The sequence below is a fragment of the Streptomyces sp. x-19 genome (assembly GCF_046549115.1).
Classification (GTDB): domain Bacteria; phylum Actinomycetota; class Actinomycetes; order Streptomycetales; family Streptomycetaceae; genus Streptomyces; species Streptomyces albulus_C.
Window position 1 is genome coordinate 1 of sequence record NZ_JAJPWK010000037.1, and the last position, 25190, is coordinate 25190.

Here is a 25190-nt window from a genome sequence, read left to right on the forward strand (position 1 = left end):
GGTGTGCAGGACGTAAAGCGCAGCAGTCCTGCACACCACCCCCGCAGGCCCGTCACCGGCACCCAACAGCCCCGCGCAGCGGACAACGCCCCGCGCCGCAGGCGCAACGGCGAAAACCCCCACGGCGGGTCGGCCGACCACGTACGTCAAAGCCCCGCGCAGCGGCGAGGTAGCCGACACCCCACGGCGTAGTCCAGCGCAGCGGACAACGGCCGCGCCGCCAGGCGCAACGGCAAAACCCCCACGGCGGGACGGCCGACAACGTGGGAAGACCCCGCGCGCCAGCGCGTAACGTGAGGGAATGACCTTGCGGAGCACGACGCGGCGGGTGGTGTCATTGGTGCCGTCGTTGACGGAGGCGGTGGCGGTGAGCGCGCCCGGGGTGTTGGTGGGGGCGACCGACTGGTGTACGCATCCGGCCGGTCTGGACGTCTCGCGGATCGGTGGCACCAAGAATCCGGACACCGCCCGGATCGTGGATCTGGCGCCGGACCTGGTGCTCGCCAACGAGGAGGAGAACCGCCCGCAGGACCTCGACGCGCTGCGGGCGGCCGGGGTGGCCGTCATGGTCACCGAGGTCCGCACCCTGGAGCAGGCGTTCCGGGAGTTGGCCCGGGTGCTGGTGGAGGGCTGCGGTGTGGCCCGGCCCGGTTGGTTGGACGCCGCCGAGGACGTCTGGCGGGCGTTGCCGACCCGCTCGCCGGAGCGGGCCGCGGTGGTGCCCATCTGGCGGCGGCCCTGGATGGTGTTGGGCCGCGACACCTTCGCCGGGGACGTGCTGGCGCGGCTCGGGGTGCGCAACGTCTACGCCGACCACGCGGACCGGTACCCGCGGATTCCGCTCGACGACCTCAACGCCGTCCCGGCCGATCTGGTCGTGCTGCCCGACGAGCCGTACCGCTTCACCGCGGCGGACGGGCCAGAGGCGTTCCCGCGGTTGCCCGCCGCGCTGGTCAGCGGACGCCATCTCACCTGGTACGGGCCGTCGTTGGTGGCGGCGCCGGAGGTGTTGGCCGCGGCCCTGGGTGTTCGGGGGGCGGGCCGCCGGCCCGGGGCGTGAGCCGCACGCCGGTGCGCCGCTACGCCGCTGCCGGGTGTCGGGCCGGGGCGGCGGGCTGCGGCGGCGGGGCCAGCAGGGTGCCGTTCAGCAGTCCGCGGGCGGTGCGGGTCCCGGCCACCGCGACCGCGGTCACCAAGCACGCGTAGAGGGCCACCGCGAGCCAGCCGAAGGCCGCCAGTGAGGTCTGTCGGGCCAGGCCCGCGGCGCCGGTGACGCACGTCCCGACGGGGAAGGTGAAGCCCCACCACGTCATCGCGAAGCCCATTCCGTGGCGGACCGCGCGCACCACCAGCGCCAGGGCCAGTGCCAGCCACAGCAGTGCGAAGCCCAGTACCGGTACCCCGTAGAGCATCGCGAAGGCGGCCATGGCGTGCGCGGCGGGCGGGGGGACGACGCCGGGGGCGGCGTCGGCGAGGTTGTGCACGGCGGTGGTGGACTGGCCCAGCGGGCCCAGGACGAGGAAGAGGGTGGGGGTGAGGGCGAGCGGTAGCGGCCCGTGGTGGAACAGCCGGCTGACCACCAGCGGCAGGACGATCACGGTCATCAGCAGCGACATCCCGAACAGTGCGTAGCAGGACAGCAGCATCGCCTCCTGCGCCTGGCCGGGCGGCAGGTGGCGAACCAGCGCGGGGCCCAGTGCCGCCGACACCATGGGGGCGACCAGCGGCAGCAGCCACACCGGTGAGGCGCTGCCCTCGGCGATCCGGTGCCGCACCACCATCAGGTACGGGATGCCGGCCGCCGTGGCCAGGCCGACCAGCGTCCCGGCGCTCCACAGCACGGCGTCGACGGCCACCGCGGCGGGTGTGCCGAGCACGTCCTTGCCGACCGCGAGGGTGCCGCCGCCGACCGCGAGCAGCGCCATCGCCAGGCATCCGTAGAACGGGGCGACGGTGGGGTCGAGCAGGTGGCGGCGGGCCTGGTCGCGGTGGCGGGCCCAGTGCACGGTGCGTGCGGCCAGCAGGGCGAGCAGCATCAGCGCCGACAGCGCCCAGACCACCCGGCAGCCGGTGCGCAGGCCGGGTACGGACGCCGGCAGCGTCGCCCCGGCGTTGGCGACGATCGCGGTGCCCATGACGGCGGCGTACCAGTTCGGGCCGAGGTGGCGCACCGAGGGGCCGGTGTCGGGGGCGACGTCGCGGAGGGCGACGGGGATCCTGGACGGGGTCTGGGCGAGCGTTGACATGACAGCAGCGTCTCCGCTGCGGGCGGCGCCCACCAGGGACCTCGTGTCTATGAGGGCATAAGCTGGGGTTATGAGTGGCGAGAATGCGGGGCCGCGGCCGGAGCCCGCGGAAGTGGGCGCCGGGGTGCCGCTGCACCACCGGGTGCCGGACCTCGGGGCGCTGGAGCTGCTGCTGGCCGTCGCGCGGCTCGGCAGCCTGGGCCGGGCCGCCCGGGCACAGGGCATCACCCAGCCCGCCGCGAGCAGCCGGATCCGGTCCATGGAACGGCAGTTGGGAGTGGCGCTGGTCGAGCGGTCGCCGCGCGGGTCCCGGCTGACCGAGGCCGGGGCCCTGGTCACCGACTGGGCGCGCCGGGTGGTGGAGGCGGCGGAGGCGTTCGACGCGGGCACCCAGGCGCTGCGCGGCCGACGCGACTCCCGGTTGCGCGTCGTGGCCAGCATGACCATCGCCGAGTACCTGCTGCCCGGATGGCTGATCGCGCTGCGCACCCAGCGCCCGGGGACCGCGGTGTCGCTGTCGGCCGGGAACACCCGGGCGGTCGCCGACCGGCTGCTGGCCGGTGAGGCGGACCTCGGGTTCGTGGAGGGGCTGGACGTGCCGGCCGGACTGGACGGCGCGGTGATCGGGCACGACCGGCTGGTCGTGGTGGCCGCCCCGTCCCACCCCTGGACCAGGCGGCGCACCGAACTGACCGCCGCCGAACTCGCCGCGACCCCGCTCATCCTGCGGGAACGCGGTTCGGGCACCCGCCAGGTGCTGGACGCGGCGCTGGCCGGGGCCGGTGGGCTGGCCGCGCCACTGCTGGAGCTCGCCTCGACGACCGCGGTGAAGTCCGCGGTGGTCAGCGAGGCGGCCCCGTCCGTGCTGAGCGAGCTGGCGGTCCGCGAGGAGCTGACGGCCCGCCGGCTGGTGGAGGTCCCGGTGCGCGGTCTGCACCTGGGGCGGGAACTGCGCGCGGTGTGGCGGGTCGGCCAGCGCCCGGTGGGGCCGGCCCGCGACCTGCTCGGACTGACCCGCGGCGCGCCGTGACCGGGCCGGCCCCCGGCGGGCTGACGGCCCCGGCCCGCTGCCGTCAGCCCGCCCCGGCCGGGGCCGCCCGGCCCGTCGCGTCCAGCCGGCGGAAGAGCGCCGAGAGCACCGCCGCGGTGAGCGCGGCGGCCGGCACTCCGCTACCGAAGAGGGTGTGGGCCCAGCCGGGCAGCGGCGCGTACAGCTTCGGGGCCAGCACCGGGAGCAGGCCGGCGAGGAGGGTCAGGGCGACGACGGTGGAGGCGGCGCGGTCGCCGAGGTCGGTGCGGCGCAGCATGTCGATCCCCATGGCGGCGATCACCGCGTAGATCACCAGGGCGGCGCCGCCGACCACCGGCACCGGGAGCGCGGCCAGCAGCCGGGTGACCGGGGCCAGCAGCCCGCCGAGCACCAGCAGCGCCCCGGCGGCCGCGGTCACGAACCGGCTGCGCACGCCGGTGAGTCGGACGATGCCGATGTTCTCCGCACTGGTCACCATCGTCGGGCCGCCGAACAGCCCGGCGACGAGGGAGGCCACCGCGTCCGCGCGGGCGGTGCGCGGCACGTCGCGGGCCGGTTCCGGGGTCCGACCCACCGCCTCGCTGTTGAGCACCGTCTGACCGGTCGCCTCGGCGAGCGAGGCGAGGGCGAAGACCAGCAGCGGCAGCGCGGCGAGCAGGTCGAAGTGCGGGACGCCGTAGGGCAGGAGGCGGGGCGGGGCGACGACCGCGTCCCCGGGGACGGCGCGGAACGGGGTGCCGGCCAGCGCCGCCACCGCGGTGCCCACCGCCATGCCGAGCAGGACCGACAGCTGCCGCCAGACGCCGCGCAGCAGCAGGAAGCCCAGTGCGGTCGCGGCGACCGTGACCAGTGCCACCCCGCTGCCGGCGGCCGCCATCGGGGCCGCCACGGCGACCATGTTGACCCCGATGACCAGCACCGTCGTGCCCATCACCAGCGGCGGGAAGAACCGCACGATCCGCCCGTACAGCGGCAGCACGGCCAGCAGCAGGAGGGCCGCGAGCAGCACCGCGCCGGACGCGGTGGCCGCGCCGTGCTCTCGGGAGATCTGCAGGAAGAGGGCGGCGGCCGCGCCGCCGGGGAGCATCACGAACGGCAGCCGGGCGCCGATCCGCAGCACCCCGAACGACTGGAGCAGCGATCCGACGCCGCACAGCACCAGGGTGGCGCTGAGCAGGCCGGCGGTGCGGTCGGGCGACAGGTGCAAGCCGCCGGCCAGCAGGAAGACGGTGGAGACCGGGGCGGCGATCATCGCCAGGACGTGCTGGGCGGCGAGCGGCACCAGTCGGGACGGCGGGACCCGCGCGTCCACCGGTGCCGTGGCGGGCGCGGACCCGGGGGCGGTCATCGCTCACACCTGCCGCTTCAGCCAGGGCAGTTCGGCCGCGGCGTAGCGGTACGCGCGGAAGACCGCGTTGTTCTGGGTCGGGAACAGCTCGCCGACCTCGGGCTCGCGGTAGGCGCCGAACTCGGGGACGACGTACTCCCAGCACAGCCGGCCCTCGGCGGTGACCTCGAAGAGCCGGCCGCCGGGGGAGTCGGTGACCAGGGTGTTGCCGTTGGGCAGCCGCTGGGCGCTGCCCATGAAGGGCGCGAAGAACGCCTCGCGGGCGGGGTCGTGGTACTCCCAGACCACTGTGCCGGTCGCCCGGTCCACCTCGATGACGCGGGAGTAGGGGACGTCGCAGTCGGGCCGGAAGACGCCGTTGTCGAAGATCAGGAAGTTGCCGTTGGGCAGTTCGGTGGGATGGTGCTGCTGCGAGACCAGGCCCGGTGCGGTCCGCCAACGGACGTCGCCGGTGGCCCGGTTGACGACGATCACCGCGGAGGAGCTGCGCAGGCTGACCAGCACGTCGCCGTCGGCCAGCGGCAGCACGGAGTTGATCAGCGGCCAGTGTTCGCGGGAGTAGGCGGGGTGCAGGGCGTAGGCGTCCGGGTCGAGGTGGTCCGCGGCGTTCCAGGACCAGAGCAACCGCCCGTCGGCGTCGACCTCGCGCAGGGTGTCCGCGTAGACCGTGCCGGCCGGTTCGGAGCCCGCGACGCCGCCGCGGACCGCCGTGGCCCGGTCGCCGGTCAGCGGCTCCAGCGCGGAGTACAGGATCCGCCCGTCGCCGTAGTGATGGGCGTCGTGGTGCTGGAGCGGATCGGTGAACGAGCGCAGCACCGTGCCGTCGGGAGCGATCTCCTGCATCAGCCCGCCGCGGTACTTGTGCCACATCGGGAAGAGCGCCTTCTGGTCGGGCAGGGTGGCGTTGTAGGCGAGGTTGCCGTTGGGCAGGATGCGGGCGTGGCGGCCGGGGCGGTGCGGGAGCTGCCACCGGTGGGCGACGTCGCCGTACAGGTCGACCAGCAGGACTTGACCACCGCCGGTGAGCGGGGCGTAGAGCGTGTAGCCGTCGTACGCGGTGGTGGGGTCGAGCGCGATCAGGCCGGTGCCGCGGCGGCGGCGTGTGTTTTGATCGACTGCGGTCAGGCCGGGCTTCATGCCGGAAATCCCCTCGTCAAACTACGTCTTGTCAAACTTTGTTTGATGGGATCAAACAGCGTAGACGCTAGGACCGGTGTGTTGCAGGGCTGTGAACGCCCCAATAAGGAGCTCGACGAGGAGTGCGCGATGGTGCCGGTGAGGAGCGAGGGATGAGCGGGACCGAGGCCACGACGGCGGTGCCGCGGGTGGGGGCGGCCGTCCGACGGCGGCGCCGGGCACGGGAGTTGACGCTGGCCGACCTCGCCCGCGCCACCGGACTCTCCGCGCCCTTCCTCAGCCAGGTGGAGAACGACCGGGCCCGGCCCAGCATGCGTTCGCTCCAACTGATCGCCGACGCCCTGGAGACCACCGCGGTCCGCCTGTTGGCCGCCGCGGACGGGCCGCGCGCGGTCGACGTGGTGCGGGCCGACTCCGCCGCGGTCCCCGAGGGCGGCGAGGCCGGCCGGGTACGCCCGCTGGTCCGCGGCCACCAGCAGCTGCACGCCCTGGAGTTCACCGGCCGGCACGACTGGCAACGCACCTTCCGGCACCCGCACGACGAGGTCATGTACGTGATCGAGGGCGCGGTGGAGGCCGAGGCGGACGGGCAGCGCTACGAACTCGGCCCGGGCGACACCCTCTACTGCGCCGGCGGCGTCGCCCACCGCTGGCGCGCGCTGGCTCCGGACAGCCGGGTGCTGCTGGTGGGGGTGTCGGACGACTTCCGGGGGTGAGGCGTTGCCCGGACGTCCGGAGGTCAGACGCCGGCCGGAGTGGTGCCACGGGCCGCGGCCACCAGCGCGTCCATCACCCGGGTGTCCTCGCCGGCCTCCGGATGCCACTGCACCGCCAGGGTGAGGGCCGGTGCGCCCGGCAGCTCCACGGCCTCGATGGTGCCGTCCTCCGCGTAGGCCGAGACGATCAGCCCGTTGCCGAGCCGGTCCACCGCCTGGTGGTGGTAGGTGGGCACGGCCACCGGCTCGGGCAGCGTCGCCGCCAGCAGGGTGCCGGGCACGGAGGTGACCTCGTGCCGGCCGAAGACCCCGGGCGGGCCGGCGTGGCCGTCCAGGTGCTGGACGAGGGTGCCGCCGAGCGCCACGTTCAGCAGTTGGAGCCCGCGGCAGATGCCCAGCAGCGGCACCCGGGCCGCCAACGCCGCCTCGATCAGGGCAAGTTCCCAGGCGTCCCGGTCCAGTGCGGGCGGCCCGGTGCGGGGGTGCGGCTGCGCGCCGTAGCGGGCCGGGGCGATGTCCGCGCCGCCCGCGATCACCAGTCCGTCCAGCCGTGCGACGGTCGCCGCGGCGGTCTCCGGGTCGCCGGGCGGCAGCAGGGCCGCCAGCCCGCCGGCGCGCCGCACCAGGCGGGGGTAACCGGCGGGCACGAGGGCGGCGGGCAGCGCCCAGGCGCCCCATCGGGCTTCTTCCTGGTAGGTGCTGATGCCGATGAGGGGCGGCTGCGGCTGGGACATCGGGCGGTTCCTCCGGTGTGGTGCGGTGCGGTGGGCCGTGGTGCGGGGGTCAGTCGCGGGCGAGTTCGGCCTCGGCGGCGGCCAGCGCCGCGAACTCCTCCTCGGGCGCGGCGGCCACCAGCCGGTGGCGGGAGTAGAAGGCGAAGTAGGCCAGCGCGACCCCGTAGACGCCGAGCGCGATGAAGGCGGCCTCCTCGTCGACGAGGAAGGTCGCCACCAACGCCGAGCATGCCAGGACGAAGGCGACGCCGGAGGTCAGCATGCCGCCCGGGGTCCGGTACGGGCGCTCCAGGCCGGGCTCGCGGCGGCGCAGCACGAGGTGCGAAAGGGCCATCAGCGCGTAGGAGATGGTGGCGCCGAAGACCGCGACGTTGAGCATCCGGGCGCCGTCGCCGGTGGCCGCGGCGAGCGCGAAGCCCAGCGCGCCGGGGACCAGCAACCCCAGGTAGGGCGCCTTGCGGCGGCTGGTCAGGGAGAGGAAGCGGGGCAGGTAGCCGGCCCGGGAGAGCGCGAAGAGCTGGCGGGACCCGGCGAAGATCAGCGAGAAGAACGACGCCACCAGTCCGGCCAGCCCGGCGTAGTTGACGATCCGGCTGATCGTGGTCGGGGTGCCGTGCGGCTGGAGCGCCTGGACCAGCGGATCGCCGACGGACTGGATCGCGGCCGAACCGCGCGCCCCGGTCGCCGCGGTGAAGGTGACCACGGCGAGGAGCAGCAGCACGCCCATCGCGGCCGCCATCGCCCGCGGCAGCACGCGCGCCGGGTCCCTGGTCTCCTCGGCGGCCAGCGGGACGCCCTCCACCCCCAGGAAGAACCACATCCCGAACGGGAACGCCGCCCAGATGCCCAGCACCCCGAACGGCAGCCACGAACTCGCCCCGAAGGCACCGGACTTCACCGGAATGTCGTTGAGGGTGTCCACGTGGAAGTTGCTGAACGCGGCCACCGCGAAGACCAGCAGCGCGGCGACCGCCACCGCCGTGACGACCAGGCTGAACCGCAGCGCCTCGCCCACGCCCCACAGGTGGATCCCGATGAAGAGCACGAAACAGGCGAGGTAGACGGGCCAGCCGGAGTGCAGGCCGAACAGGCCCAGCGATTCGACGTAGTCGCCGATGAACAGGGAGATCGCGGCCGGTGCCAGGACGTACTCGATGAGGATCGCGGTGCCGGTCAGGAAGCCGCCCCAGGTGCCCAGCGCGCGCCGGGCGAAGCCGTAGCCGCCGCCCGCGGTGGGCAGGATCGAGGCCAGCTCTGCCAGGGCGAAGACCAGGCAGGTGTACATCAGGCCCATCAGGACCGCGGCGATCGCCAGCCCGCCGAAACCGCCCTGCGCCAGCCCGTTGTTCCAGCCGGAGAAGTCGCCGGAGACGACGTAGGCCACCCCCAGGCCGGTCAGCAGCAGGGGGCCGGCGCTGCCGCGGCGCAGCGTCCGTCGCTCCAGGTAGGAGGCGCCCTCGCCCGGGGGCCCGCCGTCCGCGGAGGCGGCGGTCGCTGCGGTCTGCGCACGGGTGCTGTCGGCCATGAGCCGCTCCTGCCTTGCGGGGACAACCGGAGTAAAGGTTTAGCCGCATACCTTTGTCGTCCTGGGGGCTCAGCGCAAGACCCGTGCGGAAAAGACTGGTGGCATGGCCGAGAGGCGCGGGCGGGGCGCTCGCCTAGCGGACCGGTGCCGCCAGGAAGCCGCGCAGCAGGGCCGCGGTGCCGCAGCAGTGCTCCCGCATCACCTCGCGGGCGCCGTCCGCGTCGCCCTCCAACACCGCCTCCACCAGCGCGGCGTGCTGCGTCTGCGAGTGCTCCAGATTCCGCACCAACAGCGGGATGCAGTCCAACAGGTCGTTGACGCCGGCCCGGACCGCGGCGTACTGGGCGGCCAGCGACGGCGAGCCGGACAGCTCCGCCAGGGTCAGGTGGAGCAGCGTGTCGCGCCGCCGGTAGTCGGCCAGCGGGGCGTCCTCGGTCGCGGCCAGGGCCGCGCGCAGCTGCTCCGCCTGGTCGTCGGAGAGCCCGTGCGCCGCGCACAGCCCGGCCGCGCCGACCTCCAGCACCTCGCGGAAGCGGAGGATGTCCTCGACGTCGGTCTTGTCGATCCGGCGCCGCAGCTCCGCCTCGCCCGGGTTCTCGGTGCGCACCCGGACGAAGGTGCCGCCGTAGCGACCGCGCCGACTCTCCACCAGACCCTCGTCCTGGAGCACCTTGAGCACCTCGCGCAGGGTGACCCGGCTGATCTGGAGCCGTTCCGCCAACTCCCGCTCGGCGGGCAGCCGTTCGCCCTGCGGGACCAGCCCGAGGCGGACGATCTGGAGTATCTGCTCCAGCGCCTCCTCGAAGCCGTTGCCCGCCCGGACCGGCCGCAGCACCGGCGCCAGCCGATCGGCCGCACCGTCCATCGGAACCCCTTCCCAAGCAATGGTTCGTGTGCCTACCTTATGACCTCCGGATGCAGCGACAGGAGGCACCACCGTGGTAGACCGCAGGCCCCCGCTCTCCGTCGAGGAGCTCAGCGTCCTCGTCGACAACGGGGAGATCGACACTGTCGTCCTCGCCTTCACCGACATGCAAGGCAGGCTCCAGGGCAAGCGGTTCGCCGCCCGCTACTTCCTCGACACCGTCCTCGAACACGGCACGGAGGGCTGCAACTACCTCCTCGCGGTCGACGTCGACCTCAACACCGTCGACGGCTACGCGATGTCCTCCTGGGAGCGCGGCTACGGCGACTTCGCCATGCACGGCGACGCGGCGACCCTCCGCCGCACCCCCTGGAACCCCGGCACCGCCCTGATCACCGCCGACCTGGCCTGGCACGACGGCTCACCGGTCGTCGCCTCCCCCCGCCAGATCCTCCGCCACCAGCTCGACCGGCTGGCCGAGCGCGGCTGGCGCGCGTACGCCGGCACCGAGCTGGAGTTCATGGTCTTCAAGGACACCTACGAGGACGCCTGGTCCCGCGGCTACCGGGGGATGACCCCGGCCAACCAGTGGAACGGCGACTACTCCGTCCTCGGCACCGGCCGGGTCGAGCCGGTACTGCGCCGGATCCGCAACGAGATGGGCGCGGCCGGAATGACCGTGGAGTCCGCCAAGGGCGAGTGCAACCTCGGCCAGCACGAGATCGTGTTCGTCTACGACGAGGCGCTCATCACCTGCGACCAGCACAGCATCTACAAGACCGGCGCCAAGGAGATCGCCGCCCAGGAGGGCATGGCGCTCACCTTCATGGCCAAGTACGACGAGCGCGAGGGCAATTCCTGCCACATCCACCTCTCGCTCCAGGACGAGCAGGGCCGCCCGGTGCTGGCCGACGAGACCGGCCCGCACGGCATGTCGCGGACCATGCGGCACTTCCTCGCCGGCCAACTCGCCGCGATGCGCGACTTCACGCTGCTCTACGCCCCCAACATCAACTCCTACAAGCGGTTCCGCCCCGGCTCGTTCGCGCCCACCGCCGTCGCCTGGGGCCCGGACAACCGCACCTGCGCCCTGCGGGTGGTCGGCCACGGCCGCTCCCACCGCCTGGAGAACCGCCTGCCCGGCGGCGACGTGAACCCCTACCTCGCGGTCGCCGGCATGGTCGCGGCCGGCCTGTACGGCATAGAGCACGCGCTCGAACTCCCTGACGCCACCACTGGCAACGCCTACAACGGCGACGCCGCACACGTCCCCACCACCCTGCGCGAGGCCGCCGAGCTGTGGGAGCACAGTCCGATCGCCCGCGCCGCCTTCGGCGACGAGGTCGTCGACCACTACCGCCACATGGCCCGCGTCGAACAGGACGCCTACGACGCCGCCGTCACGGACTGGGAGCGCTTCCGCTCCTTCGAGCGCATGTAAGGAACGCCCGTGCTGCAAGAGCTGACCATCCTCAACCCGGCGACCGAGGAGGTGGTGGCCACCGTCCCCACCACCTCGCCCGTCGAGGTCGACGCGGCCGTCCGCCGGGCCGCCGCCGCCCAGGAAGCGTGGGCCGCGGTGGCCCCCGGCGACCGGGCCCGGCTGCTGCGCCGGTTCGCCGACGTCGTCGACGCCCAGATCGAGCCGCTGGCCCAACTGGAGCTGCGCGAGGCCGGCCACCCCCTGGGCAACGCCCGCTGGGAGGCGGGCAACGTCCGTGACCTGCTGCACTACGCCGCCGGGGGAGTGGAGCGCCTGACCGGCACCCAGATCCCGGTGGCCGGCGGCCTGAACGTCACCTTCCAGGAACCGCTCGGCGTGGTCGCCGTCATCGCCCCCTGGAACTTCCCGATGCCGATCGCCGCCTGGGGCACCGCCCCCGCCCTCGCGGCCGGCAACGCGGTCCTCCTCAAGCCGGCCGAGACGACCCCGCTGACCGCGCTCCGGCTCGCCGAACTCGCCCTGGAGGCCGGGCTCCCGGAGGGCCTCTTCCAGGTGCTGCCCGGCGAGGGCCCGGTCACCGGCAGCGCGCTGGTCGACCACCCCGGCGTCGCCAAGGTCGTCTTCACCGGTTCCACCGCCACCGGCCGGCGGATCGCCGCCCAGTGCGCCGCGCAGACCAAGCGGCTCACCCTCGAACTCGGCGGCAAGAGCCCCAACATCGTCTTCGCCGACGCCGACGTCGAGGCCGCCGCGGCCGCCGCCCCCGGTTCCTTCCTCGACAACACCGGCCAGGACTGCTGCGCCCGCAGCCGCATCCTGGTCCAGCGCAGCGTCTACGACCGCTTCCTGGAGTTGCTGGAGCCCGCCGTCAAGGCGTTCACGGTCGGCGACCCGGCCGATCCGGCCACCCAGATGGGCCCGCTGATCTCCGCCGCCCAGCGCGACCGCGTACGGTCCTACGTCCCCGAGGACGCACCGGCCGCCGTCCGCGGCGCGGCCCCGGCCGGCAAGGGCTTCTGGTACCCGGCCACCGTCCTGGAAGGCCGCCCCGAGGACCGCACCGCCGTCGAGGAGGTCTTCGGCCCGGTCGCCGTCGTCCTCCCCTTCGAGGACGAGGCGGAGGCCGTACGGCTCGCCAACGGCACCGAGTACGGCCTCTCCGGCTCGCTGTGGACCCGTGACGTCGGCCGGGCGCTGCGCGTCTCGCGCGCCGTCGCGGCCGGCAACCTCTCCGTCAACTCCCACAGCAGCGTGCGCTACTGGACGCCGTTCGGCGGCTTCAAGCAGTCCGGCATCGGCCGCGAGCTGGGCCCGGACGCGCTGGCCGCGTTCACCGAGACCAAGAACGTCTTCATCGCCACCGAGCCGGCCGGCTCGTGATCCGCACCGCAACCCGCACCGCCACCACCCGCGAGGAGAGCAAGTGACCGACCAGACCGCCGTGTGCCGCCGCCTCGTCGGCCGGACCGCCGTGATCACCGGGGCCGGCAGCGGCATCGGCCTGGCCACCGCCCGCCGCCTGGCCGCCGAGGGCGCCAACGTCGTCTGCGCCGACATCGACGAGACGGCCGGCAAGGCCGCCGCCGAAGCGGTCGGCGGCACCTTCGTCCAGGTCGACGTCACCGACGCCGAACAGGTCGAGGCGCTCTACAAGACCGCCTTCGACACCTACGGCTCGGTGGACGTCGCCTTCAACAACGCCGGCATCTCGCCGCCCGACGACGACTCCATCCTCACCACCGGCCTGGACGCCTGGAAGCGCGTCCAGGAGGTCAACCTCACCTCCGTCTACCTCTGCTGCAAGCACGCCCTGCCCTACATGCAGCGCCAGTTCGAGCAGACCGGGCGCGGCGGCTCCATCATCAACACCGCGTCCTTCGTGGCCGTGATGGGCGCCGCGACCTCGCAGATCAGCTACACCGCCTCCAAGGGCGGCGTGCTGGCCATGTCCCGCGAGCTGGGCGTCCAGTTCGCCCGCGAGGGCATCCGCGTCAACGCGCTCTGCCCGGGGCCGGTCAACACCCCGCTGCTCAAGGAGCTGTTCGCCAAGGACCCCGAGCGCGCCGCGCGCCGCCTGGTGCACGTCCCGGTCGGCCGGTTCGCCGAGCCCGAGGAGATCGCCGCCGCCGTCGCCTTCCTCGCCAGCGACGACTCCTCGTTCGTCAACGCCGCCGAGTTCCTCGTCGACGGCGGCATCGCCGGCGCCTACGTCACCCCCGTGTAGCTGCCCTGTAGTCTCCATGATCAACATCGGGACCGGCGCCTCCGCGTGCCGGTCCCGGCGTGCTTCCCCCCTTGACCACGGAGGACACATGACCGCCCCCACCCGGCGCCTGCTCGCCCTCGGCCTCGCCGGGGCCGCCGCCCTGACCGCCCTCACGGCCACGGTGCCGGCCACCGCCGCCACGCCCGGCCCGGCCACCGCCCGCGCGCACTGCCCGCAGCTGTCCAAGGACGTCCCCTGGTACGGCGACAACCGCGCCAAACTCCAGAAGATGATCGACGAGCGCGGCACCTGTTCCGCCCACCCGTCGCCCGACCACCGCCCCGGCCGGATGCGCTCCGCGCAGCCCCTCTCGACCGGGCCCCGCCCGGTCGCCGCCTTCGACTGGGACAACACCGTCGTCAAGAACGACATCTCCGACGCCACGCTGGCCTGGATGGTCCGGCACGACAAGGTGCCCCGGCCCAAGAGCTGGCGGGACACCAGCCCCTGGCTGACCGCCGCCGCCGACCGGGCGCTGACCCGGGCCTGCGGCACCGGCACCCCCGGCCGCCCGCTGCGCACCTCCACCAACACCGCCTGCGCCGACGAGCTCATGGAGATCCGCGGCGAGGCCAAGACCATGAGCGGCGCCCCGGCCTTCGCCGGCGAGTGGAACCACCGCCGCACGGTCCCCGAATACGCCTGGGTCCCCCAGCTGTTCGCCGGCCTGAAGCCCGCCACCCTCACCGCGTACGCCAAGCGGGCCCGCGCCGAGAACCTCGCCGCGCCGATCGGCGCCGTGCAGACCGTCGGCACCCACAAGCTGGCCGGCTACATCCGCTACTACGACCAGCAGAAGGACCTGATCCGCACGCTGAAGGCGGCCGGCTTCGACGTCTACATCGTCTCCGCGTCGTCGGAGACCGTCGCCGAGGCGTGGTCCGGCGGCGTCGGGGTGGACGCCCGGCACACCATCGGCATACGCAACCGTGTCCGCCACGGCCGGCTCACCACCACCATCGCCGGCTGCGGCGGCGTCAAGGACGGCCCCGGCGAGGCGATCCCGTACGTCGACGGCAAGCGCTGCTGGATCAACCAGGAGATCTACGGGATCAAGGGCGCCGAGGCGTGGCGGAAGCAGGACCCCGCGCACCGCATCGCCCTGGGCGGCGGCGACGCCAACACCGACGTCACCTTCGTCGACGACGCCACCGGCGCCCACCTGGCCATCAACCGCAACAAGGACGAGCTGATGTGCCGCGGCTACGACGACGCGGACGGCCGCTGGGTGGTCAACCCGATGTTCATCGACCCGCTGCCCCGCAAGTCCGGCGCCTACCCGTGCGCCACCAAGGGCTACACCAACACCGACGGTTCCCTCGGACCGGTCCGTCGCCCCGACGGCACCGTCGTCGCCGACCAGCAGGACCGCATCCACGCCTGACCCGGCCCGCCGGCCGACCGCGCGAGGGCCGCACCGACCTGTGACACCGTTACAGGAAGGTGTGGCCCTCGCCCCGGTACGTCGGCACCGTCCCCACCACCCGGTCCCCCTCGACCAGGTGCAGCTCCGCGAACCGCTCGCACAGCTCGCCGGCCTTGGCGTGCCGGAACCACACCTTGTCACCGACCGCCAGCCCGTCCGCCGCCGTCCCCAGCAACGGCGTCTGCACCTCGCCCGGCCCCTCCTGCGGGTCGTAGCGCAGCCCGGCCGGCAGGTACGGCTCCGGCAGCCGGTCCGCCCCGGCCACGCCCGACGCCGGATAGCCACCGCCCAGCGCCGTGACGACACCGGGCCCCGGCCGCCGCACCACCGGCTGCGCGAAGAGCGCCGCCGGCCGGCCCCGGAACGAGCGGAAGTTGTCGAACAACCGCGGCACGTACAGCCCCGAACCGGCCGCTATCTCGGTCACCGCCGCCTCCGCCGCGGTGTGCTGCACGCTCCCGGTCCCGCCGCCGTTGACGAATTCCAGCCGCGGCACCACCGCCCGCACCGCCCGCACCGCCGCCCACCGCCGCTGCGCCAGTTCCTTGCGGGCCGCCGCCTGCATCAGCCGTATCGTCCGCGAGCGCACCGGCTTCCCGGCGACCTCGTCGCCCACCCCCGCCACGTGCCCCTCGTAGGCCATCAGCCCCACCACCCGGAAGCCGGGGCGCCGGACCACGGTCCGGGCCAGCGCGGCGAGCGCCTGCGGGTCGCGCAGCGGTGACCGCCGGGCGCCGATCCGGACCCGCCCGCCGGCCAGCCGGAAGGAGGTGTCCAGTTCCAGACAGACCCGGATCTCGGCGCCGCTGCCCGGGCCGGCCGGGCGCGCGGCGTCGATCAGGTCCAGGTGCGCCGGGTCGTCGACCATCACGGTCACCGCCGCGGCGAGCCCCGGGTCCGCGGCCAACGCGGCGAAGCCGGCCCGGTCCGCCGACGGGTACGCCAGCAGCACGTCCCCGAACCCCGACCGCGCCAGCCACAGCGACTCGGCCAGCGTGAAGCTCATGATCCCCGCGAAGCCGTCCCGCGCCAGCACCCGCTCCAGCAGCGCCCGGCAGCGCACCGACTTGCTCGCCACCCGGATCGGCTTGCCCTTCGAACGGCGCACCAGATCGTCGGCGTTGGCGTCGAAGGCCGCCAGGTCGACGACGGCGAGCGGCGCGTCGAGGTGGGCGGTGGCCCGGTCGACCGGGCTCCGGCCGGCTCCGGCGGAGTCGAGGGCCCGGGGAGCGGCGGTGGCGGCGTACGCGTCGGCGGAGTGCTGCGGCATGGCCCGCAGCCTGCCAGACGCCGCTACCGCTGGGTAGGGGGACGAACCGCACCGGAAGCGACGCCCCGGTGCGCGGGGGTTGGAGCAGTGACCGGGGCAGCCCTTACAGTGGCTCGACACCGCAACCAGCAGGTCAGCGGCGTGTTGTCCGGATACGAACCACCCTGCCCCGATTGCTTGTCGGGTCCGGGGCACACCGTGCGAGGGGGAGCGCTGGTGAGCGCCGACGCCGATTACGCCGATGCTCCGCGCATCCCGCCCATACCCCCGCGCCCGCCGCGCCGCCCCGCCGAGCCGCCCGCCGAGCCGCCCGCCGACGAGGACCCCAAGACCACCGTCCTGCGCCCGGTCCCCGCGGAACCCGCCGATCCCGCCGCCCCCACAGCCGCGCCCCCGGCCGCCCGGCAGCCGCTCCCCGCCGAGGCCGCCCCGGCCTCCGCGCCCCCCACGGCCCCCGTCGCACCACCCCGCCCGTCGGCCCCGCCGACCGCCCCGCCGCGCCCGCGCGCCGAACCGCCCGCCGCGCCGCCGCCGCCCACCGACGCCCCGCGCTCGTTCCGCGACACCGCGGCCTTCCACCTCGCCAACAGCGCGTCCCTGTGGGACGAGCCGGCCGCCCGCACCAGCCCGGCCCCGGCCCAGACGCCGCCCCCCACCGCCCCGGCCCCCGCGCCGACCCCGCCCCCACCGACACCGCCCCCACCGACCCCGCCCCCACCGGCCCCGACACCGCCCCCACCGACCCCGACACCGCCCCCACCGACCCCGGCCGTCCCACCCGCCCCGCCCTGGCCGGCAACTCCCGCCGGCCCCACGGGAGTCGAGCCCGCCCCGCACCGCTCGTTGGCCGAACGACTGCCGAGCACCCGGATCGTCGCCGCGGCCGTCAGCCTGGTCCTCGGCATCGGCCTCATGGGCGGTGCGGCAGCCGGCAGTTGGCTCACCGAGTCCCCCGCCAAGGGCACCCCGACGCCCGAGGCCGCCTTCGCCAAGGGCCAGGACGCCTGGCGCAACACCCCCGTCGACACCCTCTTCCCGCGCACCGTCGAGGGCCTGGCCGCCGGCCCGGGCGGCGCCGACCGCACCTGGATCCGGATCGCCGTCGCCCCCGCCGCCGACTGCACCGCCGCCGCCGAGGGCCCGCTCGCCAAGGAACTCGCCCCGGCCGGCTGCGCCCGCCTGCTGCGCGCCACCTACGTCGACGCCACCCGCACCGACGTCATCACCGTCGGCGCCCAGACCACCAAGGCGGACCGGTCCGGAATGATGGACCTCAACGCCCGCTTCAGCACCCACAACCTGGCCACCCGCACGGCCCTGATGCCGCTGCCGCTGGCGGCCCGGGGCACCCCGGCCGAGGGCTTCGGGCCGGCCCAGCGCGCCAGTTGGACGGTGCGGATACTCACCGACATCCCGGTCGTGGTCTACGCCGTCTCCGGCTTCGCCGACGGCCGCGAGGTCACCGATCCGCAGCCCGCCGACGCCGCGGTCCAGCCCGGCACCGCCACCGCCCCCGCCGAGTCCGGACTCGGCCACGACGCCAAGGGCCTGGCGGACAAGGTCACCGCGACCTTCCGCGCGGCGTCCGGCATCCCCGCGTCGCCCACGGAGGAAGCGCCATGACCAAGTCCGCGCTGCGGGCCGCGACCGTCGCCCTGGCCTCCGCCGCCCTGGCCGTCCTGCCCGCACTGCCCGCCCGTGCGGACGCCATCCGCGCCCAGCAGTGGGGCCTGGCGGCGGTGCACGCCCAGGACGCCTGGCGGACCACCAAGGGCGCCGGCACCACCGTCGCCGTCCTCGACACCGGCGTCGACGCCGACCACCCCGACCTCAAGGGCCAGGTGCTGCCCGAGAAGGACCTGATCGGCTTCGGCGCCCGTGCCGGCGACGCCACCTGGGCCCAGCACGGCACCGGCATGGCCAGCGTCATCGCCGGCCACGGCCACGGAGCCGGCCGCTCCGACGGCATCCTCGGCATCGCCCCCGAGGCCAAGATCCTGCCGATCCGGGTGATCCTGGAGGACCACGACCCGGACCGCCGGCGGGCCCGCGACGAGAAGCCCGGCGCCCTCGCCGACGGCATCCGCTGGGCCGCCGACCACGGCGCCGACGTGATCAACATGTCTCTCGGCGACGACAGCGAGACCGCCCACCCCGACCCCCGCGAGGACGCCGCGATCCAATACGCCCTGGGCAAGGGCATCCCGGTGGTGGCCTCCGCCGGCAACGGCGGCGAGAAGGGCAACCACGTCTCGTACCCCGCCGCCTACCCGGGCGTCATCGCCGTGACCGCCGTCACCCACCTGGACGCCCGCGCCTCCTTCTCCACCAGCCACTGGTACGCGACGGTCTGCGCCCCCGGCAACGACATCCTCATGGCCGACCACGGCACCGACTACGTCTCCGGCCAGGGCACCAGCCCCGCCGCCGCCTTCGTCTCCGGCGCCATCGCCCTGATCCGCTCCGCCCACCGCGACCTCAGCCCCGCCCAGATCCGCACCCTGCTCACCAGCACCGCCCAGCACCGCCCCGACGGCGGCCGCAACGACGACTTCGGCGCCGGCCTCATCGACCCGGCCGCCGCCCTCAAGGCCGCCGCGAACCTCGCCCCCACCCCCCAGAAACCGGCCCCCGCCGCCTTCCCGCACCGCTACTTCGGCCCCGGCCCGGTCGCGGACCCCACCGACGACACCCCCGTCAACTGGCTCCCCTGGACCCTCGCCGCCACCGGCCTGGCCCTCACCACGGCCGCCGTCCTCATCTGGCGGCGGTCCTCCGCGGTGGGTTGACCTCCCCTGTTGCCGGCCGTCCCGCCGGTCCGCTGCGCGGGCCGTTCGGCTGCGGTGTCGGGTGAGGGGGGAGGCATGGGGGCGGGCGTGGTTCGGGGCACCGGGCGTGGATAGTCTCGCGGGGTGCAGAAGAACATCCCCAACCCCGGTTTCGCCGACGACGACGGCTCCGCGGACCCCGCGCTCGCCGCGGCGCTCGCGGCGTACGCGGCGGATCCCGGCACCGAACCCGCCCTCCTGACGGCCCTGGCCGACGCCCGCCTCCTGGTCCCGGTCGTGGCGGTCCTCGGCGAGGTCGAGACCGGCCCCGACGGGCTGCGCCGGGAGAAGACCAGCGACATGGCGGTGCCCACGCTGACCGCTCCCGACGGGCGTCGCGCGCTGCCGGCCTTCACCTCCATGGAGACGCTCCAGCGTTGGCGCCCGGACGCCCGCCCGGTCGCCGTGCCGCTGCGGCAGGCCCTGTTGGCCGCCGCGCACGAGCAGGCCGACACGGTGGTCATCGACCTGGCCGGTCCCGCCACGTACCAGTTGACCGGCGCCGCCCTGCGTGCCCTCGCCGAGGGCCGGACCGCCGCCGATCCGCTCGCCGACCCCGCCGTGACCGAGGCGCTGCGGGCCGTCCTCGCCGCCGAGCCCGCGGTCGTCCTGGCGCACCTGACGCCGTCCGCCGAGACCGACGGCACCCTCGCCCTCGGCCTCGCCCCGGGCGTGGTCCCCGCCGAGGCGGCCCAGCGGCTGGCGCAGGCGCTGTCCACGGACGAGACCCTCCGCGGCCGACTGGTCCGCGGCCTGGACCTGGCCCTCCTCCCGCCGGGCGCCGAAACCTCCGGGGAGCCCCTCTACCAGCGCTGATCCGCCGGATCACGCTCGTGCGCCGCCCGCGCCCAACGGGCGGCTTCGTCCTCCGGGCCGCACAATGCGAGGAGAGCTCAAGATCCACGCGAGGAGAGCCCATGGAGACCACGGAGACCCGCACGGTCGTATCCGAATTCCTCGGCACGCTGCTCCTGGTGTTCTTCGCCGTCGGCGCGGCAGTGCTGGCCGGCGAATACATCGGCACCTTCGGCATCGCCCTGGCCTTCGGATTCGTCATGCTCGCGCTTGCCTACGCCCTCGGCCCGATCTCGGGCTGCCACATCAACCCCGCGGTGACGCTCGGCATGCTGTTGGCCCGGCGCATCACGGTCCGTACGGCCGTCGAGTACTGGATCGCCCAGGTCCTCGGCGGCATCGTCGGCGCGGCCCTGCTCTTCCTGGTCGCCAAGCAGGTGCCGGGGCTCCAGACCCACGCCGCGTTCGGCACGAACGGCTGGGGCGACCGCTCGGCGGTGCACATCAACCTCGGCGGCGCGTTCGTCGCCGAGATCGTGATGACGTTCCTGTTCGTCTTCGTGGTGCTCGGCGTCACGCACAAGGTGGCGGTGCTGGGCTTCGGCGGCCTGGCGATCGGTCTGGCCCTGGGCACCGTCCACCTCATCGGCATCCCGCTGGACGGCACCTCGGTGAACCCGGCGCGGAGTCTCGGCCCGGCGATCTTCGCGGGCGGTGCGGCCATCACCCAGGTGTGGCTCTTCATCGTCGCGCCCCTGATCGGCGGGGCACTGGCGGCGGTGGTGCACCAGATCACCCACCCACCGCAGGAGCCGGTCGTGGTCGCCGACCGGGCCGCCCGCGGCGAGCCGAGCAAGCCGGACGAACCGGCTCCCGGCGGTCGCGTCTGAGGCGCCCGCATGGCCTGCGACGACGACGAGCCCCGGCCGATCCGGCCGGGGCTCGTCGTCGCGTACGGGTCCGCCCGCCGGGGTCAGCCGTAGACCGGCCCGGTGAACTTCTCGCCGGGGCCCTGGCCCGGCTCGTCCGGCACCACGGACGCCTCGCGGAAGGCGAGCTGGAGCGACTTCAGGCCGTCCCGCAGCGGTGCCGCGTGGTACGAGCCGATCTCGGTGGCGCTGGCGGTGACCAGCCCGGCCAGCGCGTGGATGAGCTTGCGGGCCTCATCGAGGTCCTTGTGGTCCTCGCCGCCCTCGGCGAGCCCGAGGTTGACCGCCGCCGAGCTCATCAGGTGCACCGCGACCGTGGTGATGACCTCGACGGCCGGGACCTCCGAGATGTCCCGGGTCATGGTCTCGAAGTCGGGCCGCGCCGCGCCGGCGGTCTCCGGGGCGGCCGGCTGCTGGGGGGTCTGCTCGCTCATGGGCTGGGGCTTCACTTCCTGCTGGAGGGGTCGCCCCCCAGCCTATGGCCCTTGTCCGACGGCCCCGCGCCCGGGAGCCGTCGTCCCCCGGGACGGCAGGTGTCCTCCCGTGCGGCGAGCGTCACCCGTCCGCACGAGAGTGCGGCTCCCCTCTTGACTCGTGTATTCTGGTTGCTGCGACCGGCCGGACACATAGGTGACCGGCCCACAAGTGGAGGCTCCGATCTCCCACCCGACCGATCTCAGGTTGGCGGGTCAACGGTCCGGCTGCGCCCCGCGGATGTTTCGCGGCGGTGCTCCTGATCCACGTGGAGCCCCGCCTGTGTCCCGTCGGGGCATTTTTCATGTACCGGCGCGGTTGGTCACACCGAACAGACGTTACGCGGCAGTCCGCCAGGCCGTCGCGTGGTGCTACCGAGGAGGATCCATCAGCGCCGAGCCCCGCATCAACGACCGGATTCGCGTCCCCGAGGTGCGACTCGTCGGTCCCAGTGGCGAGCAGGTCGGCATTGTGCCGCTTGCCAAGGCCCTGGAGCTTGCGCAGGAGTACGACCTCGACCTGGTCGAGGTGGCGGCGAACGCCCGTCCGCCGGTCTGCAAGCTCATGGACTACGGAAAGTTCAAGTACGAGTCGGCTATGAAGGCCCGTGAGGCGCGCAAGAACCAGGCGCACACGGTCATCAAGGAGATGAAGCTCCGGCCGAAGATCGACCCGCACGACTACGACACCAAAAAGGGTCACGTCGTTCGGTTCCTCAAGCAGGGTGACAAGGTCAAGATCACGATCATGTTCCGTGGTCGCGAGCAGTCCCGCCCCGAGTTGGGCTTCCGACTGCTCCAGCGGCTCGCGGAGGACGTCCAGGACCTCGGCTTCATCGAGTCGAACCCGAAGCAGGACGGCCGGAACATGATCATGGTCCTCGGTCCGCACAAGAAGAAGACCGAGGCGATGGCCGAGGCCCGCGAGGCGCAGGCCGCCCGCAAGGCAGAGCGCCAGGGTGGTGCTCCCGCGGAGGCTGCCGAGGCGCCCGCCGAGGAGCCCGCCGAGGCGTGACCTCTTGGGTGAGTTGCCCCGGATTCACGCCGGGGCACCCGCCCCGGAACAACCGACACATCTGACGCTCCCGCATGCCGGTCCCCGCCGGTGGGAGCGCCACTGACGAGGAGAGAACGGCGCATGCCGAAGAACAAGACGCACAGCGGTGCCAGCAAGCGCTTCAAGGTCACCGGCTCCGGCAAGGTGCTGCGCGAGCGCGCCGGCAAGCGCCACCTGCTCGAGCACAAGTCGTCCCGCGTGACGCGTCGCCTCACCGGCAACGCCGAGATGGCCCCGGGCGACGCCGCGAAGATCAAGAAGCTTCTCGGCAAGTGAGCCGGGGCGCTCCGCCACACGGGCGGGGCGCACCGACCGAACCGGGACCCACGTCGAATCGGGTCGTGTGACGAACCACCGCGACCCCGCTACAAGGAGTTAACAAGTGGCACGCGTCAAGCGGGCAGTCAACGCTCACAAGAAGCGCCGGGCGATCCTGGAGCAGGCCAGCGGTTACCGCGGCCAGCGCTCCCGCCTGTACCGCAAGGCCAAGGAGCAGGTGACCCACTCCTTCGTCTACAACTACAACGACCGCAAGAAGCGCAAGGGCGACTTCCGTCAGCTGTGGATCCAGCGCATCAACGCCGCTGCCCGCGCCAACGGCATGACCTACAACCGCTTCATCCAGGGTCTGAAGGCCGCCAACATCGAGGTGGACCGCAAGATCCTCGCCGACCTGGCCGTGACCGACGCCAACGCGTTCGCCGCGCTGGTCGAGGCCGCCCAGAAGGCGCTGCCGAGCGACGTGAACGCTCCGAAGGCCGCCGCCTGAAGCGCAGCCTGACAGCGTGGTGACGTCGTGACGACGTCACGAGTGCGGACCCGCGGGCCCCGGCCTGCGGGTCCGCCGCGTTTCCGGACCCTCCCCCGAACTCCCGGCCCCTCCTCGGGGGAGACCCCCCGCGCCCGTCTCGGGCGCCCGCACCGAACGAAAGAAGCGAGCCGCCGCCGATGGGCACCCCCGAGCTGATCTCCCCGCGTTCCCCGCGCGTCGCCGCCGCCCGGCGACTGGCCCGCCGCCACTTCCGGGGCAAGGAACGCCGGTTCATCGCCGAGGGCCCGCAGGCCGTCCGCGAGGCCGTCGCGCACCGGGTCGGTGGAGCGCCCACCCTCATCGAGCTGTTCGCCACCGTCGAGGCCGCCGAGCGGCACGTCGAGATCGTCGAGGCGGCCCGGGCGGCCGGGGTGCCGGTGCACTTCGCCGACGACAGGACCGTCGCGGACGTCTCGCAGACCGTCACCCCGCAGGGGCTGGTGGGCGTCTGCCGCTTCCTGGACTCGCCGTTCGAGGAGGTCCTCGCCGCCCGCCCGCAGCTGGTCGCGGTGCTGGCCAACGTCCGGGACCCCGGCAACGCCGGTACGGTGCTGCGCTGCGCGGACGCCGCGGGCGCCGACGCGGTGGTGCTGACCGACGCCTCCGTGGACCTCTACAACCCCAAGTCGGTGCGGGCGTCGGTGGGTTCGCTCTTCCATCTGCCGGTCGCGGTGGGCGTGCCGGTCGAGCAGGTCGTCACCGGGTTGCAGGGCGTCGGGGTGCGGATCGTCGCCGCCGACGGGGCCGGCGACCGCGATCTGGACGCGGAGTTGGACGCCGGTGCGATGGGCGGGCCGACCGCCTGGGTGTTCGGCAACGAAGCGTGGGGGCTGCCGGAGGAGACCCGGGCGCTGGCGGACGCCGTCGTGCGCGTCCCGATCCACGGCAAGGCCGAGAGCCTCAACCTGGCGACCGCCGCCGCGGTGTGCCTGTACGCCTCCGCGCGCGCCCAGCGCACCACCGGAGGTTGCCGCGCGACGTCACCCGCCGGAGGGGCGTAGTCGCGATCCCGACGGTCGGGCCGGGCCGAGCTAGTAGTGTTGCCAGCTCCGGCCCGGAAGGGGGTAACACGGCGATGACGGCGAGGACTTCGGCCAGCACTGCCGCCGCTGACGACTGCCCGCCCGAAGCGGCCGGCGCGGTGCTCGGCCTGACCCCCGACGACCTCCCCGACGGCCTCGTCGTCGCCGACGAGCACGGTCGGGTGATCTGCTTCAACGCCGCCGCCGCCCGGATCACCGGCATCGAGCCGCCGGCCGCGCTGGGGCGGCCGGTCGGGGACGCGCTGCCGTTGCAGGACCTGGAGGGCCGGCGCTGGTGGCAGCTGACCGACCCGTACGGGGGGCTCGCGATCCGACGCGGCCAGCCGGAGCGGAACCTGCTGCTCGGGGGCCGCGAGGTGCTGGTCTCCGCCCGCTACGTCCGCACCCGGCCCACCGGCCCGGTGCGGCGCCTGGTGATCGCGCTGCGCGGCACCGAGGCGCGTCGGCGCACCGAGCTGAGCCACGCCGAGCTGATCGCCACCGTCGCCCACGAGCTGCGGTCGCCGCTCACCTCCGTCAAGGGCTTCACCGCCACCCTCCTCCAGAAGTGGGAACGCTTCACCGACGACCAGAAGCGGCTGATGCTGGAGACGGTGGACGCCGACGCCAACCGCGTCACCCGGTTGATCGCCGAGCTGCTGGACATCTCCCGGATCGACTCCGGGCGGCTGGAGGTCCGCCGCCAACGGGTCGACATGATCGCCGCGGTCCGGCGGCACGTGCAGGCGCAGACCACCGCGGGCCAGCTGCCGGACCGTTTCCTGATCCGGTTGCGGGAACCACTGCCCGATCTGTGGGCGGATCCGGACAAGGTGGACCAGGTGCTGGGCAACCTCCTGGAAAACGCGGTGCGCCACGGCGAGGGAACCGTCACCATCGAGGTCGGACCGGTGAAGGACACCAGTGGTGGAGAGGGGACGAGCGTCACCGTGAGCGACGAGGGTCCCGGCATCCCCGAGGAGTCGATGAGCCGCGTGTTCACCCGTTTCTGGCGGGGCAGCAAGCGCGGCGGTACCGGGCTGGGTCTCTACATCGTCAAGGGCATCGTCGAGGCCCACGGCGGCACGATCACGGTCGGCCGGGCCCCGGCCGGCGGCGCCCAGTTCCGATTTAGCCTGCCCGTCGCGGCCCCGGCCTTCCTGGCCTGAGGCGCGCGGCGGGCGCCCCGCGACGGCCCGGACAGGGCCGACGGCGGGTCCGGGAGGGCCCGCCCCTTAGACTTGACCTTTGGCACCTTTGGCGCACAG

24 protein-coding genes are annotated in these 25190 nt (G+C 74.1%); 16 read left to right on the plus strand and 8 right to left on the minus strand.

Going from position 1 to position 25190, the window contains the following annotated elements:
* Positions 1 to 301: 301 nt before the first annotated feature.
* A complete protein-coding gene (locus ACLJT4_RS39100; RefSeq protein WP_411129816.1) occupies positions 302 to 1060 on the plus strand; it encodes a helical backbone metal receptor in 759 nt (252 codons plus the stop codon).
* Between the two features lie 19 nt (positions 1061 to 1079).
* Here the strand turns inward: ACLJT4_RS39100 and ACLJT4_RS39105 are convergent, their stop codons facing one another.
* A complete protein-coding gene (locus ACLJT4_RS39105; protein ID WP_411129817.1) occupies positions 1080 to 2246 on the minus strand; it encodes a TDT family transporter in 1167 nt (388 codons plus the stop codon).
* 70 nt (positions 2247 to 2316) lie between these two features.
* On the opposite strand from ACLJT4_RS39105, the gene ACLJT4_RS39110 reads away from it, so the two are divergent.
* A complete protein-coding gene (locus tag ACLJT4_RS39110; RefSeq protein ID WP_411129818.1) occupies positions 2317 to 3276 on the plus strand; it encodes a LysR family transcriptional regulator in 960 nt (319 codons plus the stop codon).
* A gap of 43 nt (positions 3277 to 3319) precedes the next feature.
* Here the strand turns inward: ACLJT4_RS39110 and ACLJT4_RS39115 are convergent, their stop codons facing one another.
* The gene (locus tag ACLJT4_RS39115) at positions 3320 to 4624 is read right to left on the minus strand and encodes a uracil-xanthine permease family protein (RefSeq protein ID WP_411129819.1); all 1305 of its coding nucleotides are present in this window, start codon (positions 4622 to 4624) and stop codon (positions 3320 to 3322) included.
* Positions 4625 to 4627: 3 nt separating this feature from the next.
* Positions 4628 to 5761: an aryl-sulfate sulfotransferase gene (locus ACLJT4_RS39120; RefSeq protein WP_411129820.1), complete on the minus strand. Its 1134-nt coding sequence runs from the start codon at positions 5759 to 5761 to the stop codon at positions 4628 to 4630.
* A 152-nt stretch (positions 5762 to 5913) separates the two neighbouring features.
* On the opposite strand from ACLJT4_RS39120, the gene ACLJT4_RS39125 reads away from it, so the two are divergent.
* Positions 5914 to 6477, plus strand: coding sequence for a helix-turn-helix domain-containing protein (locus ACLJT4_RS39125; RefSeq protein ID WP_411129821.1), 564 nt, complete (start codon positions 5914 to 5916; stop codon positions 6475 to 6477).
* Between the two features lie 23 nt (positions 6478 to 6500).
* Here ACLJT4_RS39125 and ACLJT4_RS39130 read toward each other — a convergent pair whose 3' ends face one another.
* From ACLJT4_RS39130 to ACLJT4_RS39140, 3 genes are all read right to left on the minus strand, one after another.
* Positions 6501 to 7211 (minus strand): gamma-glutamyl-gamma-aminobutyrate hydrolase family protein, encoded by a 711-nt coding sequence (locus tag ACLJT4_RS39130; protein WP_411129822.1) that lies wholly within the window; start codon positions 7209 to 7211, stop codon positions 6501 to 6503.
* 49 nt (positions 7212 to 7260) lie between these two features.
* Positions 7261 to 8736, minus strand: coding sequence for an ethanolamine permease (gene eat, locus ACLJT4_RS39135; protein ID WP_411129823.1), 1476 nt, complete (start codon positions 8734 to 8736; stop codon positions 7261 to 7263).
* Positions 8737 to 8869: 133 nt separating this feature from the next.
* The gene (locus ACLJT4_RS39140; RefSeq protein ID WP_411129824.1) at positions 8870 to 9601 is read right to left on the minus strand and encodes a FadR/GntR family transcriptional regulator; all 732 of its coding nucleotides are present in this window, start codon (positions 9599 to 9601) and stop codon (positions 8870 to 8872) included.
* Between the two features lie 73 nt (positions 9602 to 9674).
* On the opposite strand from ACLJT4_RS39140, the gene ACLJT4_RS39145 reads away from it, so the two are divergent.
* From ACLJT4_RS39145 to ACLJT4_RS39160, 4 genes are all read left to right on the plus strand, one after another.
* The gene (locus tag ACLJT4_RS39145; protein WP_411129825.1) at positions 9675 to 11042 is read left to right on the plus strand and encodes a glutamine synthetase family protein; all 1368 of its coding nucleotides are present in this window, start codon (positions 9675 to 9677) and stop codon (positions 11040 to 11042) included.
* 9 nt (positions 11043 to 11051) lie between these two features.
* Positions 11052 to 12425 (plus strand): aldehyde dehydrogenase family protein, encoded by a 1374-nt coding sequence (locus tag ACLJT4_RS39150; RefSeq protein ID WP_411129826.1) that lies wholly within the window; start codon positions 11052 to 11054, stop codon positions 12423 to 12425.
* Positions 12426 to 12468: 43 nt separating this feature from the next.
* The gene (locus tag ACLJT4_RS39155) at positions 12469 to 13269 is read left to right on the plus strand and encodes a 3-oxoacyl-ACP reductase (protein WP_411129827.1); all 801 of its coding nucleotides are present in this window, start codon (positions 12469 to 12471) and stop codon (positions 13267 to 13269) included.
* A gap of 88 nt (positions 13270 to 13357) precedes the next feature.
* Positions 13358 to 14695 (plus strand): haloacid dehalogenase-like hydrolase, encoded by a 1338-nt coding sequence (locus ACLJT4_RS39160; protein WP_411129828.1) that lies wholly within the window; start codon positions 13358 to 13360, stop codon positions 14693 to 14695.
* Between the two features lie 49 nt (positions 14696 to 14744).
* Here the strand turns inward: ACLJT4_RS39160 and ACLJT4_RS39165 are convergent, their stop codons facing one another.
* Positions 14745 to 16007 carry an amino acid deaminase/aldolase gene (locus ACLJT4_RS39165; RefSeq protein WP_411129829.1) on the minus strand — a complete coding sequence of 421 codons (1263 nt, stop codon included), beginning with the start codon at positions 16005 to 16007 and terminating at the stop codon, positions 14745 to 14747.
* Between the two features lie 216 nt (positions 16008 to 16223).
* Between ACLJT4_RS39165 and ACLJT4_RS39170 the strand changes: the two genes are divergently transcribed.
* The 4 genes from ACLJT4_RS39170 (at position 16224) to ACLJT4_RS39185 (ending at position 20520) form a co-directional block, all read left to right on the plus strand.
* Positions 16224 to 17630, plus strand: coding sequence for a hypothetical protein (locus tag ACLJT4_RS39170; RefSeq protein ID WP_411129830.1), 1407 nt, complete (start codon positions 16224 to 16226; stop codon positions 17628 to 17630).
* Entirely contained in the window at positions 17627 to 18796 is a 1170-nt protein-coding gene (mycP, locus tag ACLJT4_RS39175) for a type VII secretion-associated serine protease mycosin (RefSeq protein WP_411129831.1), read from the plus strand. Before ACLJT4_RS39170 ends, mycP begins: the two co-directional genes overlap by 4 nt.
* A 123-nt stretch (positions 18797 to 18919) precedes the next feature.
* Positions 18920 to 19651, plus strand: a complete 732-nt coding sequence (locus tag ACLJT4_RS39180; RefSeq protein ID WP_411129832.1) for an SseB family protein — start codon at positions 18920 to 18922, stop codon at positions 19649 to 19651.
* 101 nt (positions 19652 to 19752) lie between these two features.
* Positions 19753 to 20520 carry an MIP family channel protein gene (locus ACLJT4_RS39185; protein WP_411129833.1) on the plus strand — a complete coding sequence of 256 codons (768 nt, stop codon included), beginning with the start codon at positions 19753 to 19755 and terminating at the stop codon, positions 20518 to 20520.
* Positions 20521 to 20603: 83 nt separating this feature from the next.
* On the opposite strand, the gene ACLJT4_RS39190 is transcribed toward ACLJT4_RS39185, so the two are convergent.
* Positions 20604 to 20993 carry a DUF1844 domain-containing protein gene (locus ACLJT4_RS39190; protein ID WP_016576629.1) on the minus strand — a complete coding sequence of 130 codons (390 nt, stop codon included), beginning with the start codon at positions 20991 to 20993 and terminating at the stop codon, positions 20604 to 20606.
* 358 nt (positions 20994 to 21351) lie between these two features.
* Between ACLJT4_RS39190 and infC the strand changes: the two genes are divergently transcribed.
* The 5 genes from infC (at position 21352) to ACLJT4_RS39215 (ending at position 25091) form a co-directional block, all read left to right on the plus strand.
* The gene (gene infC, locus ACLJT4_RS39195) at positions 21352 to 22047 is read left to right on the plus strand and encodes a translation initiation factor IF-3 (RefSeq protein ID WP_275465440.1); all 696 of its coding nucleotides are present in this window, start codon (positions 21352 to 21354) and stop codon (positions 22045 to 22047) included.
* Between the two features lie 123 nt (positions 22048 to 22170).
* Positions 22171 to 22365 (plus strand): 50S ribosomal protein L35, encoded by a 195-nt coding sequence (rpmI, locus tag ACLJT4_RS39200; protein ID WP_016576627.1) that lies wholly within the window; start codon positions 22171 to 22173, stop codon positions 22363 to 22365.
* 106 nt (positions 22366 to 22471) lie between these two features.
* Positions 22472 to 22858, plus strand: a complete 387-nt coding sequence (gene rplT / locus ACLJT4_RS39205) for a 50S ribosomal protein L20 (protein ID WP_016576626.1) — start codon at positions 22472 to 22474, stop codon at positions 22856 to 22858.
* Between the two features lie 179 nt (positions 22859 to 23037).
* A complete protein-coding gene (locus ACLJT4_RS39210; RefSeq protein WP_016576625.1) occupies positions 23038 to 23901 on the plus strand; it encodes a TrmH family RNA methyltransferase in 864 nt (287 codons plus the stop codon).
* Positions 23902 to 23975: 74 nt separating this feature from the next.
* On the plus strand, positions 23976 to 25091 hold the full coding sequence (locus ACLJT4_RS39215) for an ATP-binding protein (protein ID WP_411129834.1): 1116 nt from the start codon (positions 23976 to 23978) through the stop codon (positions 25089 to 25091).
* Positions 25092 to 25190 lie beyond the last annotated feature (99 nt).

Bases quoted from the DNA above. Each gene is read 5' to 3' on its own strand.
- ACLJT4_RS39100 (WP_411129816.1), top strand. From the start codon at position 302: ATGACCTTGCGGAGCACGACGCGGCGGGTGGTGTCATTGGTGCCGTCG.
- ACLJT4_RS39105 (WP_411129817.1), bottom strand. From the start codon at position 2,246: ATGTCAACGCTCGCCCAGACCCCGTCCAGGATCCCCGTCGCCCTCCGC.
- ACLJT4_RS39110 (WP_411129818.1), top strand. From the start codon at position 2,317: ATGAGTGGCGAGAATGCGGGGCCGCGGCCGGAGCCCGCGGAAGTGGGC.
- ACLJT4_RS39115 (WP_411129819.1), bottom strand. From the start codon at position 4,624: ATGACCGCCCCCGGGTCCGCGCCCGCCACGGCACCGGTGGACGCGCGG.
- ACLJT4_RS39120 (WP_411129820.1), bottom strand. From the start codon at position 5,761: ATGAAGCCCGGCCTGACCGCAGTCGATCAAAACACACGCCGCCGCCGC.
- ACLJT4_RS39125 (WP_411129821.1), top strand. From the start codon at position 5,914: ATGAGCGGGACCGAGGCCACGACGGCGGTGCCGCGGGTGGGGGCGGCC.
- ACLJT4_RS39130 (WP_411129822.1), bottom strand. From the start codon at position 7,211: ATGTCCCAGCCGCAGCCGCCCCTCATCGGCATCAGCACCTACCAGGAA.
- eat (WP_411129823.1), bottom strand. From the start codon at position 8,736: ATGGCCGACAGCACCCGTGCGCAGACCGCAGCGACCGCCGCCTCCGCG.
- ACLJT4_RS39140 (WP_411129824.1), bottom strand. From the start codon at position 9,601: ATGGACGGTGCGGCCGATCGGCTGGCGCCGGTGCTGCGGCCGGTCCGG.
- ACLJT4_RS39160 (WP_411129828.1), top strand. From the start codon at position 13,358: ATGACCGCCCCCACCCGGCGCCTGCTCGCCCTCGGCCTCGCCGGGGCC.
- ACLJT4_RS39165 (WP_411129829.1), bottom strand. From the start codon at position 16,007: ATGCCGCAGCACTCCGCCGACGCGTACGCCGCCACCGCCGCTCCCCGG.
- mycP (WP_411129831.1), top strand. From the start codon at position 17,627: ATGACCAAGTCCGCGCTGCGGGCCGCGACCGTCGCCCTGGCCTCCGCC.
- ACLJT4_RS39185 (WP_411129833.1), top strand. From the start codon at position 19,753: ATGGAGACCACGGAGACCCGCACGGTCGTATCCGAATTCCTCGGCACG.
- ACLJT4_RS39190 (WP_016576629.1), bottom strand. From the start codon at position 20,993: ATGAGCGAGCAGACCCCCCAGCAGCCGGCCGCCCCGGAGACCGCCGGC.
- rpmI (WP_016576627.1), top strand. From the start codon at position 22,171: ATGCCGAAGAACAAGACGCACAGCGGTGCCAGCAAGCGCTTCAAGGTC.
- ACLJT4_RS39210 (WP_016576625.1), top strand. From the start codon at position 23,038: ATGGGCACCCCCGAGCTGATCTCCCCGCGTTCCCCGCGCGTCGCCGCC.
- ACLJT4_RS39215 (WP_411129834.1), top strand. From the start codon at position 23,976: ATGACGGCGAGGACTTCGGCCAGCACTGCCGCCGCTGACGACTGCCCG.